Source organism: Xanthomonas hortorum pv. pelargonii, from assembly GCF_024499015.1.
In the GTDB taxonomy this organism is placed as follows: Bacteria; Pseudomonadota; Gammaproteobacteria; order Xanthomonadales; family Xanthomonadaceae; genus Xanthomonas; species Xanthomonas hortorum_B.
Window position 1 is genome coordinate 5,070,377 of record NZ_CP098604.1, and the last position, 14,774, is coordinate 5,085,150.

Annotated in this window: 12 protein-coding genes and 1 other RNA gene; 6 read left to right on the top strand and 7 right to left on the bottom strand. The window is 63.5% G+C overall.

Features of this window, described 5'->3' with window-relative positions; all coding sequences use genetic code 11:
- Positions 1-59: 59 nt before the first annotated feature.
- The 4 genes from flgA (at position 60) to NDY25_RS21640 (ending at position 2,807) form a co-directional block, all read left to right on the top strand.
- On the top strand, positions 60-704 hold the full coding sequence (gene flgA, locus NDY25_RS21625) for a flagellar basal body P-ring formation chaperone FlgA (RefSeq protein ID WP_006450204.1): 645 nt from the start codon (positions 60-62) through the stop codon (positions 702-704).
- Positions 705-767: 63 nt separating this feature from the next.
- Positions 768-1,079: a flagellar biosynthesis anti-sigma factor FlgM gene (gene flgM, locus NDY25_RS21630; RefSeq protein WP_256627677.1), complete on the top strand. Its 312-nt coding sequence runs from the start codon at positions 768-770 to the stop codon at positions 1,077-1,079.
- A gap of 15 nt (positions 1,080-1,094) precedes the next feature.
- Positions 1,095-1,427, top strand: coding sequence for a flagellar protein FlgN (locus NDY25_RS21635; protein ID WP_006450202.1), 333 nt, complete (start codon positions 1,095-1,097; stop codon positions 1,425-1,427).
- A gap of 153 nt (positions 1,428-1,580) precedes the next feature.
- Positions 1,581-2,807: an ATP-binding protein gene (locus NDY25_RS21640; RefSeq protein ID WP_168959525.1), complete on the top strand. Its 1,227-nt coding sequence runs from the start codon at positions 1,581-1,583 to the stop codon at positions 2,805-2,807.
- A gap of 138 nt (positions 2,808-2,945) precedes the next feature.
- Here the strand turns inward: NDY25_RS21640 and NDY25_RS21645 are convergent, their stop codons facing one another.
- Together NDY25_RS21645 and NDY25_RS21650 are read right to left on the bottom strand one after the other, a co-directional pair.
- Entirely contained in the window at positions 2,946-4,667 is a 1,722-nt protein-coding gene (locus tag NDY25_RS21645) for an EAL domain-containing protein (RefSeq protein ID WP_006450200.1), read from the bottom strand.
- 3 nt (positions 4,668-4,670) lie between these two features.
- On the bottom strand, positions 4,671-6,803 hold the full coding sequence (locus tag NDY25_RS21650) for a sensor histidine kinase (RefSeq protein ID WP_168959524.1): 2,133 nt from the start codon (positions 6,801-6,803) through the stop codon (positions 4,671-4,673).
- Positions 6,804-6,922: 119 nt separating this feature from the next.
- Here NDY25_RS21650 and NDY25_RS21655 point away from each other — a divergent pair, with 119 nt between their 5' ends.
- Positions 6,923-9,709: a bifunctional diguanylate cyclase/phosphodiesterase gene (locus NDY25_RS21655; RefSeq protein ID WP_180336598.1), complete on the top strand. Its 2,787-nt coding sequence runs from the start codon at positions 6,923-6,925 to the stop codon at positions 9,707-9,709.
- Positions 9,710-9,797: 88 nt separating this feature from the next.
- A non-coding RNA gene (locus NDY25_RS21660) (sX9 sRNA) lies at positions 9,798-9,874 on the top strand.
- A 959-nt stretch (positions 9,875-10,833) separates the two neighbouring features.
- On the opposite strand, the gene NDY25_RS21665 is transcribed toward NDY25_RS21660, so the two are convergent.
- The 5 genes from NDY25_RS21665 to NDY25_RS21685 all read right to left on the bottom strand — a co-directional run bounded on the left by NDY25_RS21665 (position 10,834) and on the right by NDY25_RS21685 (position 14,747).
- The gene (locus NDY25_RS21665; RefSeq protein ID WP_168959522.1) at positions 10,834-11,118 is read right to left on the bottom strand and encodes a hypothetical protein; all 285 of its coding nucleotides are present in this window, start codon (positions 11,116-11,118) and stop codon (positions 10,834-10,836) included.
- A gap of 84 nt (positions 11,119-11,202) precedes the next feature.
- Entirely contained in the window at positions 11,203-12,480 is a 1,278-nt protein-coding gene (locus tag NDY25_RS21670) for a methyl-accepting chemotaxis protein (protein WP_176340961.1), read from the bottom strand.
- A gap of 61 nt (positions 12,481-12,541) precedes the next feature.
- Positions 12,542-13,156, bottom strand: coding sequence for a high frequency lysogenization protein HflD (gene hflD / locus NDY25_RS21675; protein ID WP_168959521.1), 615 nt, complete (start codon positions 13,154-13,156; stop codon positions 12,542-12,544).
- A complete protein-coding gene (mnmA, locus tag NDY25_RS21680; RefSeq protein ID WP_168959520.1) occupies positions 13,156-14,292 on the bottom strand; it encodes a tRNA 2-thiouridine(34) synthase MnmA in 1,137 nt (378 codons plus the stop codon). The genes hflD and mnmA overlap by 1 nt, the downstream gene beginning before the upstream one ends.
- Positions 14,289-14,747 (bottom strand): NUDIX hydrolase, encoded by a 459-nt coding sequence (locus NDY25_RS21685; protein WP_168959519.1) that lies wholly within the window; start codon positions 14,745-14,747, stop codon positions 14,289-14,291. Before NDY25_RS21685 ends, mnmA begins: the two co-directional genes overlap by 4 nt.
- Between the last annotated feature and the right edge of the window lie 27 nt (positions 14,748-14,774).

The following is a 14,774-nucleotide window of genomic DNA, read 5'->3' on the forward strand; positions in this document are numbered from 1 at the left end:
TTCAAAAAACAGGCACACCTCTTGCAATGTCTGTTTCGTCTTCCTCCGGATCTGGTCCCATGCGCCTGCTACTGCTTGTCATTCTGTTGGCTGCCGCTCCGGCCTGGGCCCAGAGCTACCAGTCTGTGGATTCCATCCGTGCTGCCGCCCTGGCCACCGTCGGCCCCGATGCCGAAGCCGAGGCAACCCTCGATCCGGGTCTGCGCATGCCGGCGTGTCCGATTGCGCTGCAGGCGCAGCCCACCGGGACCAACACGGTCGAAGTGGCCTGCCCGCAGCCGGCCGGCTGGCGCCTGTTCGTGCCGCTCAAGGTGCGTCGTAATCAGGACGTGCTGGTGTTACGCCGGGGCATCAGCGCTGGAGAAACCATCTCGCTGGCCGATATCAGCATCGAGAAACGCGATGCCGCGCGCATTGTCGGTGCAGTCCTGGCCGATCCGGTGGCGGCGGTGGGCAAGACCGCCCGGCGCATTCTGCCGGCCGGGTCGCTGCTGTCGTCGAACGATCTGGTCACCCAGCGGCTGGTACGGCGCGGCGACACGGTGCCGCTGGTGTCGCGCAATGGCGGTCTGGAAGTGCGCATGAGCGGTCGCGCCTTGTCCGATGCCGGCGAAAACGAGCGCGTCTCGGTCGAAAACTCGTCCTCGCGCCGGGTGGTGCAGGGGATCGTCGAAGCGAGCGGTACCGTTGTGGTGTCCAGATAGAAATTCGCTATAAAGTTTTTTCGGCTGCCGTTATCCCCTACGACCTGTAGAGGAGTTCCTGACATGACCCAGAAAATCGAAGGCAATCTACCGACCGCCGCCACCCTTCGTACCGCCGCCACAAGCAGCAAGATCGCTTCGGCCGGTGAAGACCGCGCGTCCCCGATTGCAGCACTACCGCCCACCGACAGCGTCAAGCTGACCGGCGAGGCCACCAACCTGCAGAACTTGCAGCGCACGCTTTCGCAGTCCTCGGCGATCGACACCGGTCGCGTCCAGGCAGTGAAGGAGTCGTTGCAGAACGGCAGCTATTCCATCAACCTGGATGCCATCGCCAGCCGCATGATGGATCTGAATCAGCAACTGGCGGGTTAATCCCCAGCCGAAAGGATGAACGTGAACGAGTTCCTGCAACGTCTCAGCGACGCGCTGGCCGGCGAACGCCAGGCATTACTCGAGAACGACATCGATGGGTTGATGCGGCATACGCAAGACAAGCTCTCGGCACTGCGCGCGCTCGAAGCGCGAATGCCCGAAGGCGAAGAAGCGCGTCTGCGCGAACTGGCCGAAGCCAATCGCGCCAACGGCGCGCTGCTGGCACGTCGGCGTCGCGAAGTGAACTGGGCACTGCGTCACCTGGGCCGCACCGAGAGTGCACCGTCCTATGACGCCAAGGGTCAATCGAGCGTACTGCGCGGCGGACGTTCGCTGGCAGTGGCTTGAGCGATTAATCTCGCGTAGAGCGTGCGTGCGCGCTGTCCAGCGCACATGCGTCGCGCAATCCGATCTGCCCGGCGTGCCAGATCGTGGCGTTGCGCAATACGGCGCGTAGGCGGTTGGGCGTATATTGACGCGTCTTCTACGCCGCCTCTTCCCGTGACTGCCAAGTTTTTTCTCAATCAAACCTTATTGCCGTCTTCGGATATGCTGCGCGCCTTCGGCGATCAGATGCTCGAGGGCGTCTTGCTGTTCCGCGCAGACGGGCAGCTGATTCTGGCCAACGCCATCGCGCGCCAAAGCCTGTGCAAGGAAGACCCCGACGACGATCGCAATCTCGGCGAGCGGATCTCGCAGGTCTTGCCCTCCGATGCGCTCAATCAGGCGCGTAGCAAAGGCACCTGGACCGGCAGCTTGCCGGTTGGCGACCGCGTGGTCATCGCGCATCTGTATTACAACGAAGAGCAGGGCATCGGGCATTTTCTGGCGCTGTTCCACAACATCGAAGGCCAGCAGGATTACGAGCGCGAGCTGCAGCAGCGCCACGCCGAATTGCGCCAGGCCTACCTGCGTTTGAATGGTGCACAGGACAAACTGCTGCAATCGGAAAAGATGGCCTCCATCGGCCAGCTCGCCGCAGGCGTAGCGCATGAAATCAATAATCCGATCGGTTACGTGCACTCCAACCTCGGCAGCCTGCAGGAATATCTGCGCAGCCTGTTCACGCTGATCGAAGCGTACGAGCGCGCGCTGCAGGCGCCGGATCCGAAGGCACTGATTCCCGAAATCGACGAGATCCGCAACCGCGCCGATATCGACTTCATCAGCCGCGATCTGCCGCAGTTGATGGCCGAGTCGCGCGAAGGCATCGAGCGGGTGACCCGCATCGTGCGCGACCTCAAGGACTTCTCGTATTCGGACCGTTCCGAGTCGTGGAAGATGGTGGATCTGCACGCCGGTCTCGAATCCACGATCAACATCATCTGGAACGAGCTCAAGTACAAGGTCACGCTGGAACGCAATTACGCCGAGCTACCACTGGTGGAATGCCTGCCGTCCGAGCTCAATCAGGTCTACATGAACATGCTGCTCAACGCCGGCCAGGCGATTGTCGAGCGCGGCACGATTACCGTCACCACCGGCCGCGACGAGGCTGAAAACGTCTGGATCCAGTTCCAGGACAGCGGCGCCGGCATCGCCCCGGACCTGATGCAACGCATCTTCGACCCGTTCTTCACCACCAAACCGGTCGGCAGCGGCACTGGTCTGGGCCTGTCGATTTCCTACGGCATCATCAACAAGCACCACGGCCGTATCGACGTCGAAAGCACACCGGGGCAGGGCGCGAGTTTCCGCATCGTGTTGCCGGTGCGGCAGCCGCGGTAGCGCGCGCTGGGAATGGGGAATCGGGAGTAGGGAATCGGTAGAGCGGCGTGCGCTGGTGCTTTGGTTTTCAGGCACGATTTGGCACGCGGAGAATCAAGCGGTGAAGATCTGCTCTACCGATTCTCCATTCCCAATTCCCTATTCCCGGCCGTTCCGCAACTCATCGTGCGTGCGGAAGGCCTGACGGATGTGCTCGCGCAGTTCGTCGTCGTTCCAGGGCTTGGTCAGGAAGCGGTAGATCGCGCCGCGGTTGATCGCCTCGGTCACGGTGGCCAGATCTGTGTAGCCGGAGAGCACCAGGCGCACGGTGTCGGGGTAGAGCATCTTGACCCGGCCCAGGAACTCGGTGCCGCTCATGTCGCTCATGCGCTGGTCCGAGAGGATCACCTGCACGTCGTTGGTGGCGAGCAGGTCGAAGGCATCGCGCACGTTGCCGGCGGCCAGGATCCGGTAGCCGTCGCGGCGGAACAACCGCACCAGCGAGCGCAACACGTTTTCTTCGTCGTCCAGCAGCAACAGCGTGCGGTCGGGGCGGCTTTCGGCAAACGATTCCGGGCGCAGGTAGCGGCGACGTAACGCCATGCCTGCCGACTCGGCCGACATTGGTTCGCCAAACAGATATCCCTGGAAGATGTCGCAATCGTTGCGACGCAGAAAGCCCAGCTGCGCCTGCGATTCCACACCGTTGGCGATCACCGTCATGCCGAGCTGATGGCCCATCGCGATGATCGCGCGCGCAATCGCCGCCTCGCGGCTGCCGGCTGGTGCGCTCTTGATGAAGCTGCGATCGATCTTGAGTCGATCCACCGGATACCGCACCAGCGCACTGAGGCTGGAATCGCCGGTGCCGAAGTTGTCCAGACTCAGGCTGATGCCTTCGTTGCGCAGGTTGGCCATCGTCTCGTGGACGAAGTTGACGTTGTTGGTCAACGCGCTTTCGTTGATCTCCAGCGTGACGAATTGCGCCGGCACGCCGGCGGTCTGCAACATGCCCATGACTTCGTTGAAGAAGCCCGGGCGCAGCAACTGCAGCGTGGACACATTCACCGCAATGCTGAAGTCGTCGAAACCCTGGTCGCGCCACAGACGCGCCTGGCGCACTGCGTTCTGCAGCACCCATTCGCCGATCTGCACGATCACGCCCAGGCGCTCGGCGGTGCGCATGAAACGCTCCGGCACCAGCATGCCCAGCGTCGGCGATTGCCAACGCAGCAAGGCCTCCATGCCCACAATGCGGCCATCACGCGCGCTCACCAGCGGCTGATAGCGCAGACGCAGCTCGCCATGCGGAATCGCATCCACGATCTGCCGCGCGATGATGCTTTCGCTATGCGCACTGGTGGTCGAGTTGCGCGTGTACAGCCGCACCGTATTGCCGCCTTCGCGCGCGGCCTGGTAGCTGGCTTCCTCGGCGTAATCGAGCAGGATCGACAGCGAGCTCGAGTGTTCCGGACACAGGCTGATGCCGACCTTGCCGGTCATGAACAAGGTGTACGGCAACACCGACAACGGCAATTCCAGCTGCTGGCGGATCTCTTCGGCGAAATCTTCCGGCAACGGCGTGTCTTCGCGACGCACCGCCACCACTACCATTTCATCGCTGCCGTGACGCCACAACTTGCCGCGCGCGCCAAGGAAATCCTGCAGCCGGCGCGCGACCAGCGTCAGCGCCTGATCGCCGACCTCGGCACTCATGTTCTCGTTGATCGAGGCAAAGTGATCGATATCGATATGGAACACCATCAACGGCGGGCCGCCGGATGCGGCAGCGTCCACCAGATGCAGCAGTTCGGGATTGCCTGCGCCCAGGCGCGTGGGTTTGACGATTTCCAATCCAGGCGGAATAACGGGGCTCCACATGACTCAACGTCCACCATCGTCGTGGACGGACTCGCCGACCGGGTGATAGGGCAGGCGCAACGTCACGCGCGTGCCTGCTCCGGAGGCTGATTCTATCGCGAGCGCACCGCCGACGGTTTGCGCACGCTCACGCATCACGATCAACCCGAGACCGCGCGGGCCTTCGGGTTCGAAGCCATCGCCGTCATCGCTCACTTCCAGGCGAAAGCTCTGGCTGTCGATCGTCTGCAGACTCATGCGCACTTCGCCCGCGCATGCATGCCGCAACGCGTTGGTCAGGCTTTCCTGCGCGATGCGAAAACACGCCTGTTCGATTTCGTTGCCGGGGCGTACGTCCAGTGCCTGGATATCCAGTTCCAGGCGCACCTGCGAGGCGCGGAACAACATCGACGCCTGCCAGCGCAGCGCAGCTTCCAGACCCAGTGCATCGAGTTGTGGCGGGCGCAACAGCATCGACAGATTACGCAGCTTGGTCACCGTGCTGTCGGCCAGCGACACCACCTCGAGCAGATCCTCGCGACGCGCGGCCGGGTCCAGCTCGTCCAGCGCCGCATGTGCGGATAGCTTCATCGCGGTGATCGCCTGGCCGATATCGTCGTGCAGATCGCGCGAGATCGCGCGGCGCTCGTCTTCCTGCAACGAGAACAACCGCTTGGCCATCGCCTGCAGTTCGGCATTGCTTTCGGCCAGTGCGTCGCGCATACGCTCGGGCTCGCTCAAATCGCGCACCACCAGCAACTTGCACGCACGCCCGCCATAGCGGATGTCGCCGGCCGACAGGCCCGCATAAAAGGTGCTGCCGTCGCGACGGCGCATCGCCCGTGCGCTGGACACCGGTTCGTTGCGGTCGCTGCCCGCGCGCAGATAGTCGCGCACGATCGGCAGATCATGCTCGCCGACCAGCGTCTGCAACGGTTCGCCCAGAATGGTTTCGCCCTGAAAGCCGAACTGCGCCGAGCCGGCCGCATTGGCATACATCACGTGCTCGTCGGCCAGGATCAACACGCCATCGGGCAGCACGCGCACCAGCTCGCGGAACTGCTCCTCACGCTCGCGCAGCAGGCGTCGCGATTGTTCGCGCTCGCTCACATCCTGAAGTGTGCCGTGGATATGGCGGGCGCCGCTCGTCGTGGTGACGCTCTCGGCACGCAGGTGCACGGTGCGCGGCTGCGAGTCGCCGCCAGTGAGCGGCAACAGCACATCGATCTGCACCTGCCCACCGGTGCACATGTCTTCGATCATGCGTTCGATGCGTGCCTGGGTGGCGGTGTCCGAGGCGGTCAGCAATTCTTCCAGTCGATGTTCGCGGCGATGCATCGGCACGCTGCGGCCCAGCAACCGATACACCGCCGGCGAATAACGGCCCAGACCGGTAGCGCGATCCAGCTGCCACGAGCCCAGCCGCGCGATGCCTTGCGCTTCTTCCAGCCGCTCAAGCGCTTCGTCGCGCAGATGCTGCGCCTGGCGCTCCTCGCTGCGGTCCACGGTGACCACCAGGCGTGCAGGGCCGCTGGCCAGATGCAGCTGGTTGCTGCGGATCTCGACATGGCGCGGGCCGCTGCGGGTCAGCAGATCTTCGTGCAGGGTGCAGGTGTCGTCGCCCTTGGCGCGGATCTGGGTGATGATTTCTTCCAGGCGCACGCCGTCGGCATTGGGCCAGATCGCCTGCAATGTCTGCTGCAGAAACTCGTCGCGCTCCCAGCCGAAGAATTCCAGCGCTGCCGGGTTGGCATCCAGGATGCGCAGCGTGGCCAGGTCGTAGATCAGGGCCGGGCTGGGCAGGGCCAGGAACTTGGCCTGCAGCAGTGCCTCGGACTGCGCCAGTTGGGCGTGCTCTTCCACGATCAGCGCGACAAAGCGGCGTAGCACCAGATGGATCACGATGCTCGACACCACCAGAAAGCTCGCATCCGACCAGCGCTCGGGCATGGCGGCGCCGGCCAGGTGCAGCAGCCGGTTGCCCAGCAGCAACCACACCACACCGGTCAGCAGATACAGCCCTGTCAGCGTCCACAGACCCTGTTGCAGGCGTTCGGCGAGGCGAAGTCGGGAGACGGGGGCGGACGAAAACGCGGGCGCGGCAACGGGATCAGGCATGGGTCCGCGAACGACCTTTGGAGCGGGCGATGCAGCCATCTTAGCCGTAACTCGGCCCGGTTCGGTCGTGCCGCAAACAGGTACCTCAACTAATCGCCAAAACGGCCGTTATCCATTGCGACTCCGAGGCAGGGGTCGATTCTTCGGAGTGTTCCAGAGTGGACTCAGGCGTCATTGCAAGCATGCTGCAGCACCCGTTGACCTCAGCGGTGGTGTTGTTGGATGCGCATGGTCAGCCTTTGGCGGCCAACCGCGTTGCGCAGTCGCTTGGATTGCCGGCAACCCTGGGTGCCTATGCCGAAGTTCTGGAAAGCAGCCGAGCCCAGGTGGCCGATAACGGCGGCATGGCGGCCTGCGTGCTGCCGGGCACCGGCGGCGGGCGTCTGGAAGGTTGGTTGCGCGCAGTCTGCGACGAACACGGCCAGGTGATGGCCTTCACCCTGAGCATTCCCGAGCCGATGGGCGCCGATGGCACCAGCCGTTGGGAAATGGGTCTGGACAGTGCCGATCACGGTTTGTGGGATTGGGATATTCCTGCCGACGTGGTGTACCGCTCGGAGCGCTGGACCCGCATGCTCGGTTACTTGGAGCAGCCGCTGCCGAACAATCTCACCGCCTTGTCCGGGTTGATTCATCCCGACGACCATGCGCTGGTCAGTGCCGCCGTACAGGCGCACCTGGATGGGCGCACCGATACCTATGTGGCCGAATTCCGCTTGCGTCAGAGCGACGGCCAGTGGCGCTGGATCCTCGATCGCGGCCGCGTGGTCTCGCGGACCGCCGACGGCCGCCCACTTCGCATGGTGGGCACGCATACCGACGTGCATCACCACAAATTGCTCGAGCAGCAGCTGCGCGAGCAGCAGGCCCAGCTCGAAGATGCCCAGCGTATCGCCAGCATGGGCAGCTGGAGCTTGGACACGCTCAAAGACGCGTTGTGGGTCTCGCCCGATTTCCTGCAGCAGCTCGGCATGACTCACGTGCGGCTGCAGAGCCTTCGCGACATCCTGCGTCTGCTCGGCCGGCCCTCGATTGCGCAGCTGCGCAGCGCCTGGCGCAAGATCAAGCACGAAGGCATGCCGGTGCATTTCGAGCTGGAAATCAATGGCCTTGCCGGCATCACTCCGCATCATCTGCGGGTTTGGGCACAGCCGGTCTTCGATGGCGACGGCACCATGGTGCGCCTGCTCGGCCAGCTGCAGAACGTCACCGAGCAACGCCAGACCGACGCATTGATCCGCTGGCGCACCGAGTTGCTCAATCGCGTCTCCGCGCTGGGCAAGATCGGCGGCTGCGAGATCGAGGTCGATACCCGGCGCATGCAGTGGACCGAGGAGTGCTATCGCATCCATGGCCTGCGCAAGGAAAACATCACCCTGGAGCAGGCGCTGTCGCTGTACACCCAGGATTCGCGCGACGCCTTCGAAGCGGCGCTGCTGCGGATTTCCGATGGCGGCCTGCCCGAGCAGCTGGAGCTGTGTTTCTATCGCAACTCCGGCCAGCGTGTGTGGGTGCAGGTACTGATCGAACTGGACCGCCGCGAAGGCCTGCCGCCGCGTTTTGTCGCCCTGTTCCGCGATGTCACCCGCGAACGCGAAGCCAACGAGCGCATCGAGCTGCTGGCGCACTACGACCGTCTGACCGGCTTGCCGAACCGATTTCTGCTGCGCGAGCAGGCAGAGAACGCGATTCGCGAAGCACACGAGCGCGGCCAGGTGCTGGCGATGCTGCTGATCGATCTGGATGGCTTCAAGAGCATCAACGATTCGTTCGGCCATGCCACCGGCGACAATTTGCTCAAGCTGGCGTCTTCGCGCCTGCATCAGCATTTGCGCAACAGCGATCTGTTCGGTCGCTTCAGCGACGACGAATTCATCGTGCTGCTGCGCGATCTGGGCGAGCCGGAAGATGCCGGCCACGTGGCGCGCAAGTTGATCAGCGCGTTGGGCGAGCCGCTGCGCAAGGACCACGTCACCCTCAAGCTCGGTGCCAGCATCGGGATTGCGCTGCAGGGCGATGGCCTGTCGGATTTCGATAGCCTGCTGCGCGCCGCCGATGCGGCGATGTACGCGGCCAAGGAATCCGGCCGCAACACCTTCCATTACTACAGCCAGGACGTGCTGCTGCGTGCGCAACGCCGCCTGGAGCTGGAGCACGCGCTGCAGGGCGCGCTCGAGCGCGAAGAATTCACGCTGGTCTACCAGCCGCTGGTCAACACGGTCGGCGATACCTCGCCGGCGATCGAAGCGCTGATGCGTTGGAATCGTCCTGGTCATGGTCCTTGCAGCCCGGTCGAGTTCATTCCGATCGCCGAGGAATGCGGCGAAATCGTGCGCCTTGGCGAATGGGTCATCGGCGAAGCCTGCCGCCAGGCCGTTGTCTGGGACCGTGCCGGGCTCAATTTCAGCCGCATCGCGGTCAATGTGTCTGCGGTGCAGCTGCGCGAGCGCGGCTTTGCCGAGCGTGTGCTGGAAATCTGCCGCGACAACGGCTGGTCGCCGTCGCGGCTTGAGCTGGAACTGACCGAGTCCGCATTGATCCGCGATTCGGATTCGCTGCGCCGCTGTTTCGAGCTGTTCGAGCAGAACGGCGTGCTGCTGGCGGTGGACGATTTCGGTACCGGCTTTTCGAACCTGCACTATCTAAACCGTTTCCCGGTGCAGCGCCTGAAGATCGACCGCAGCTTCGTGCAAGGCATGCTCGACGACGCCAACACCGCTGAAGTCACCCAGGCCATCGTGCATCTGGGCCATGCGCTGGGCATGCAGGTAGTCGCCGAAGGTGTGGAAACGGTGCAGGAAGACGCATTGCTGCGCCTGCAGGGCTGCGACGAGATCCAGGGTTACTTCTACTCACGCCCATTGTCGCCACGCGACATGGCGCAGTGGCTGCGCGAAGCCGAAGCCGGCATGCGCCTTGGCGCTCGTCTGGTCGTCGCCAACTGACGCAGTGTGTGGCATCGCCCGCATTCAGAGCGGCTAACAAAATTACTGCGGAGCCGTCAGGCGGGTGCGGCCGGTGCTTGGAATCGGCATCTACCACTCATGCATTCCGGTTCGCCCGCGCCTTCCGCGCCATCCTGGTGACTGCTCGCCACGTTTTCGTGAGCCGCTGCTGGTCAGTCGAGGGTGCGATGTCCTCACCAGCGCAAAGCAGCAAATCAGCGGTCTACAAGTGAGCTATCGAGCTATCGAGTCATAGCGTCGTTTGGCTAAGGTCAAAAGTTGAGTCAGTCGAGGGCGCGATGCCCTCACCGCTCGCGGGACACGCCGCAAGTACGTCCATGTAGGCTCGGTGGCGGCATCCATGCCGCCACACGGTCCCGCAATCGGTGAGGACACCGCACCAGGACGTTTGCAGGTTGTTTCGTTGAAAGTCTGCCTGATGCTTGACTTGCTTGACTTGCTTGGGATGCTGATCAGACGAGCCGTTATCCGAACATTGCACGTCGTGCATTGCTTGCAACCATGCACACCGACCATCTCGACTGGTCCTTGCCCGCCCACCGTCGCGTAAGAGCCTACATGGACGTACTTGCGGCGTGTCCTGCGATGGTGGGCGGGCAAGGGCCCTGCAGCCAAACCGCAGATCATCCGCTCTACGACCGATCTATCCGCAGTCTCCAACGACGTGAAGACAACCGAGATGTCGAGTCATAGCAAGCAGCGCTTAGATGCAAACAAACGTTTGGTCAATCGAGGGCCTGCAGCAAAGCCGCAGATCAGCCGCTCTGCAACAACACATTGCGAGCGTCTAAGACCCCAAGAAAACCGAGATCTCACTGCTTTTTTATCGCGAGCAAGCACCCATCTCGCAAGCGCACTCGCGCGCAAGAGGTGTCGTGCCACATTGTTCCCATGACATCGCATCGATCGAAGCATCAAGTTGTGTCGTGTCGCAGAAGTCGCAGAGCAGACGGGCAGGGGAGACGTCACCCTGATGCTGCAATCGAAAGGTGCTGCGTGGTTCAGAGCCAGGCTTGTCGGCACTGCCTAACCCATCATCGATAACTCAGGCAGTCATGACAACCAGCGGGGCGCCTGCCGAGGCACGCCCCGCCGTTTCGACATCAGCGTCCGGACACGCTGACCGCAGCACCGTCCAGGCCCAGATCCCAGGCCACGGTGGCGAACAGCAATTCTTCTTCGCTGCTGCTACGGCGCGGATGGATCAATGCCTGCACCTCCGCACGTGCCGCGCATTCCAGCCGTTCCAACGCGGCCGGCATGCGCACGCGACGCGGCGTGGGCTTTGCTGCGGCGCTCTGCGCGATACGCTCGGCCTGTGCGGCCGCAACGACGGCTGATTCCAGCACGGCGGTGGGTCTATCGACGGTCGGGGTGAGAAGCGTCATGAGCGGAACACCAGGTCGTTGCGGAACGACAAATCCCCGGGGTGGCCGGGGAATGTCGGGGTCAGATGGTGCGTGGCATCGGTCTTAGAACAACTCGACCGTGCCGGCACCCATGCCTTGCTGCGCCACCGGCTTGTGCGGCGGGCGCTCCCATTCCACACGCATATCGCGCAGGCGGGTAGACACCTTCTGCAGCGCGGCGACCAGATCGCTGTCGTACACGCCGCCATTGCGATGCAGCAGTTCCTGCAGCGCCACCGCTTCACGGTTGATCGCGGTGAGGCGATCGAGGTGAGTGTGGATGCCGCTCAGCGTCTGCGTGGCGATGTCCTCGAACTGCAGGGCACGCACCGCTTCGGCCACGCTACCGTCGATGGAGCGAGCGCACTCGGAAATTTCGCGCATGCCATCGCCCAACGAGGCGTTGATCTGAGCGACATTCTCCAGCATCGCCGCCGATTCATGGCGCGCTTCGCGGGAGCGGTCCATGTGACGCGAGGCCAGCTGCGAGACCGTTTCACGCACCTTGGAGATCGATTCCTTGGAGCTGTGTGCCAGCTTGCGGATCTGTTCGTTGAAGGTGGTGGAACGCTCTGACAGGTTGCGCACCTCGTCGGCGACCACCGCGAAGCCGCGACCGGCTTCACCGGCACGTGCTGCTTCGATGGCGGCGTTCAAGGCCAGCAGGTTGGTCTGGTCGGCAATCGACTTGACGTCTTCCAGCAGCGCAAAGATGCCATCCAGGTGCTGCGCCATCTCATCGATGTGATGCACCGTGTTGGTACTTTGGCCGCTCACCTGTTCCAGCGCTTCCACCAATTGCTCCATGCGGGAGCTGGCGTGCTGGGCGAAGCGGGCGACGTCGACGCCGGCGCTGCCATCGTCACCGGCACGGTCGACGATGCGGGCCAGTGCCTGGCTTTGCTGACGCGACTTGCGGTTCATCGCTTCGAAGCTGCCACCCAGACCGGACACGGCCTGGCGGATCAGTTCGCGGGCACGCTCGACTTCCGAGCGCGAACCGTCGACTTCGTTGCTGACGAACGTACGCAGTTCGTTGAGCAGTTGGTCCTGCTCGCGCAGGATGCGGGTCTGGTCAGGATTGCGCCGGAACTGGGAATACGTCACCCAGGCAGCGAAAACCAACCAACTAAGGGTCATGGTCGCCAGGATCGCCCAGCGCACCGAAGCGGGCCAGTCGAATCCGACAGCGAAGGGAAACAGCAAGGTCAGAGCCAAAGGGGCGGCTAGACGGATCAGTGGACGTGAATACATGGGCGTTCTCGGCAGAGTCACGGTTGCTGTATCGGCCGTACCCCCTTTGTCTTTAGCGACGATCGCCACATCGTCTCGCCCATTCAACCGCTGTTGACGCGCGCCAGCGGCCGCTAGCGCATGCAGCAAAGCATGTTTGTCGCGGAACTCAACGCAGCGCGCGGTCCACCGCTTCGAGCATTGCGCGCTTGGCAAACAGAAAATCCCACAGGCTGCCACCCATCTGGCGCCACAACACGGCCGAGCGGACCGCTGCCAGCAGCAAGGCGCGGATTTCTGCGACTACGCCAGCCTGGCCCAGATAATGCGGGTTGCCTTGCACCATCACCTTGGGACGCAAGTGGCTGATGGTCTGCGCATACAGCGCGCCCAGCGCGCTCAGCACGTCGGGGTGGCCACTGTCGCCCAGGGTCTGTGCCTGACGCGCCGCAGCCTCGATCCCGTTGGACACGGTGGTGACAGTGGCGGTGTCGCGCACGAAGCGGCGCTCCAGCTGCAGCACCGCCAGCGCCAGGCGCGGCAACACCTCGTCCTGGCCCTGATTCCGGAAATAGTTATGCAGTAGCCGCAGGCCTGGCGCCAGATCGGTTGGCGAGCCGTACACGGCCTCCGGCGAGGAGGCATCCACCCGGAACACGCTATCCATGGCGGTACGTACCGTCGCCGCTTCCGAATGCCCGGTCTCGGCGATCCGCCGCACCTGCTGCAAGGCCTGGACGACGCCGGCCAGCGCCAGCACACGGTGATCCATGGAAGAACTCATCAAGCCACTACCTCAGGTAAAAAAGAAGATCCCGCCAATTGGCGTTCCATCGGCGCATCGGTGGTCGCAATCACTGCGCCCCCTAGGCATTCTTCGCCGTCGTACAACACCAGCGACTGCCCCGGCGTCACCGCACGCTGCGGCCGCTCGAAACGCACCTCTACGCTGCCATCGTCGCGCACCTTCACCGTGCACGGTTCATCGGGCTGCCGGTAGCGCGTCTGTGCGGTGCAACTGAAGCTGCGTGCCGGCGGCGCCCCGGTGACCCAATGGGCCTGCTCGGACTGTAGCCAGTGCGATTGCAGCAGCGGGCTGTCGCGGTCCTGATCGACGTACAACACGTTGCTCGCCACATCCTTGCCTACCACATACCACGGCGCCGCAGCACGCCCACGCATGCCGCCGATGTTCAGGCCTTCGCGCTGACCCAGGGTGAAATAGAACACCCCCGGATGCTCGGCAATGCGTTGCCCCTTCGGGTCGCGGATCTCGCCGGTACGCGCGGGCAGATAACGGCCCAGGAACTCGCGAAAGTCGCGCTCGCCGATGAAGCAGATGCCGGTGGAATCCTTCTTGGCATGCGTCGGCAAGCTGGCGTCCTGGGCGATCCGGCGCAGCGTACTTTTTTCCAGATCGCCGATCGGAAACAACGTCGCCGCCAGCTGGGTCTGCCCCAGTTGATGCAGGAAATAGCTCTGATCCTTGCCGCGATCGGCACCGCGCAACAACCGCCAACGCCCGCCGCTGTGCGCCACCCGCGCGTAGTGACCGGTGGCGATGCGTTCGGCGCCCAGTGCCTGGGCCGCGTCCAGGAAATGCTTGAACTTCACCTCGCGGTTGCACAGCACGTCCGGGTTGGGCGTGCGCCCGGCCGCGTATTCGGCCAGAAAATGCTCGAACACGCCGCCCCAGTATTCGCTGGAAAAATCGCGGAAGTGAAACGGGATCCCCAGCACCCCGCACACCGCCACCGCATCACGACGATCATCTTCGGCGCGGCAATCGCCGGTGCCGTCGTCGGCCCAGTTCTGCATGAACAGCCCGGCGATCGACTCGCCTTGCTGGGCAAGCCGCCAGGCGGCCACCGACGAATCCACGCCCCCGGACACGCCAACGATGATGCGCGGCGTACTCATGCGATGTGCTGCACCAACGCCAACGGATAGCGTTGACCGGCCAGATAATCTTTCACCACTTCCCACACCAGAGGACTGCGTAGCCGGCCGGCCGCGCTGTGTAGTTCTTCCGGAGTCATCCACAGTGCGCGCACCACCCCAGTATCCAGGCTGCGCCCAGGGTGGTGGGTCAGCGCATCGGCGACGAAGGCAAAGCGCAGAAAACACTGGCCGCTTGGCGCCACCCACTGGTAGGTGCCAATGAACTGGGTCAGCTGCACATCCCAGCCGGTCTCTTCCAGGGTTTCGCGCACCGCTGCGTCCAGCAAACTTTCGTTCGGCTCCAGATGTCCGGCCGGCTGATTCAATAGCAGGCGGCCGCCGATGGTCTCCTCCACCTGCAAAAAGCGCCCGTCGCGCACCACCACAGTGGCGACGGTGACATCCGTGTGCCAGCGTTCTACGGGTATGTTCATCGATGTTGGTTCCGGTCGATGGAAAAC

Bases quoted from the DNA above. Each gene is read 5' to 3' on its own strand.
- NDY25_RS21635 (WP_006450202.1), top strand. From the start codon at position 1,095: ATGAACGTGAACGAGTTCCTGCAACGTCTCAGCGACGCGCTGGCCGGC.
- flgM (WP_256627677.1), top strand. From the start codon at position 768: ATGACCCAGAAAATCGAAGGCAATCTACCGACCGCCGCCACCCTTCGT.
- mnmA (WP_168959520.1), bottom strand. From the start codon at position 14,292: ATGAGTACGCCGCGCATCATCGTTGGCGTGTCCGGGGGCGTGGATTCG.
- NDY25_RS21685 (WP_168959519.1), bottom strand. From the start codon at position 14,747: ATGAACATACCCGTAGAACGCTGGCACACGGATGTCACCGTCGCCACT.
- NDY25_RS21650 (WP_168959524.1), bottom strand. From the start codon at position 6,803: ATGGCTGCATCGCCCGCTCCAAAGGTCGTTCGCGGACCCATGCCTGAT.
- NDY25_RS21665 (WP_168959522.1), bottom strand. From the start codon at position 11,118: ATGACGCTTCTCACCCCGACCGTCGATAGACCCACCGCCGTGCTGGAA.
- hflD (WP_168959521.1), bottom strand. From the start codon at position 13,156: ATGAGTTCTTCCATGGATCACCGTGTGCTGGCGCTGGCCGGCGTCGTC.
- flgA (WP_006450204.1), top strand. From the start codon at position 60: ATGCGCCTGCTACTGCTTGTCATTCTGTTGGCTGCCGCTCCGGCCTGG.
- NDY25_RS21645 (WP_006450200.1), bottom strand. From the start codon at position 4,667: ATGTGGAGCCCCGTTATTCCGCCTGGATTGGAAATCGTCAAACCCACG.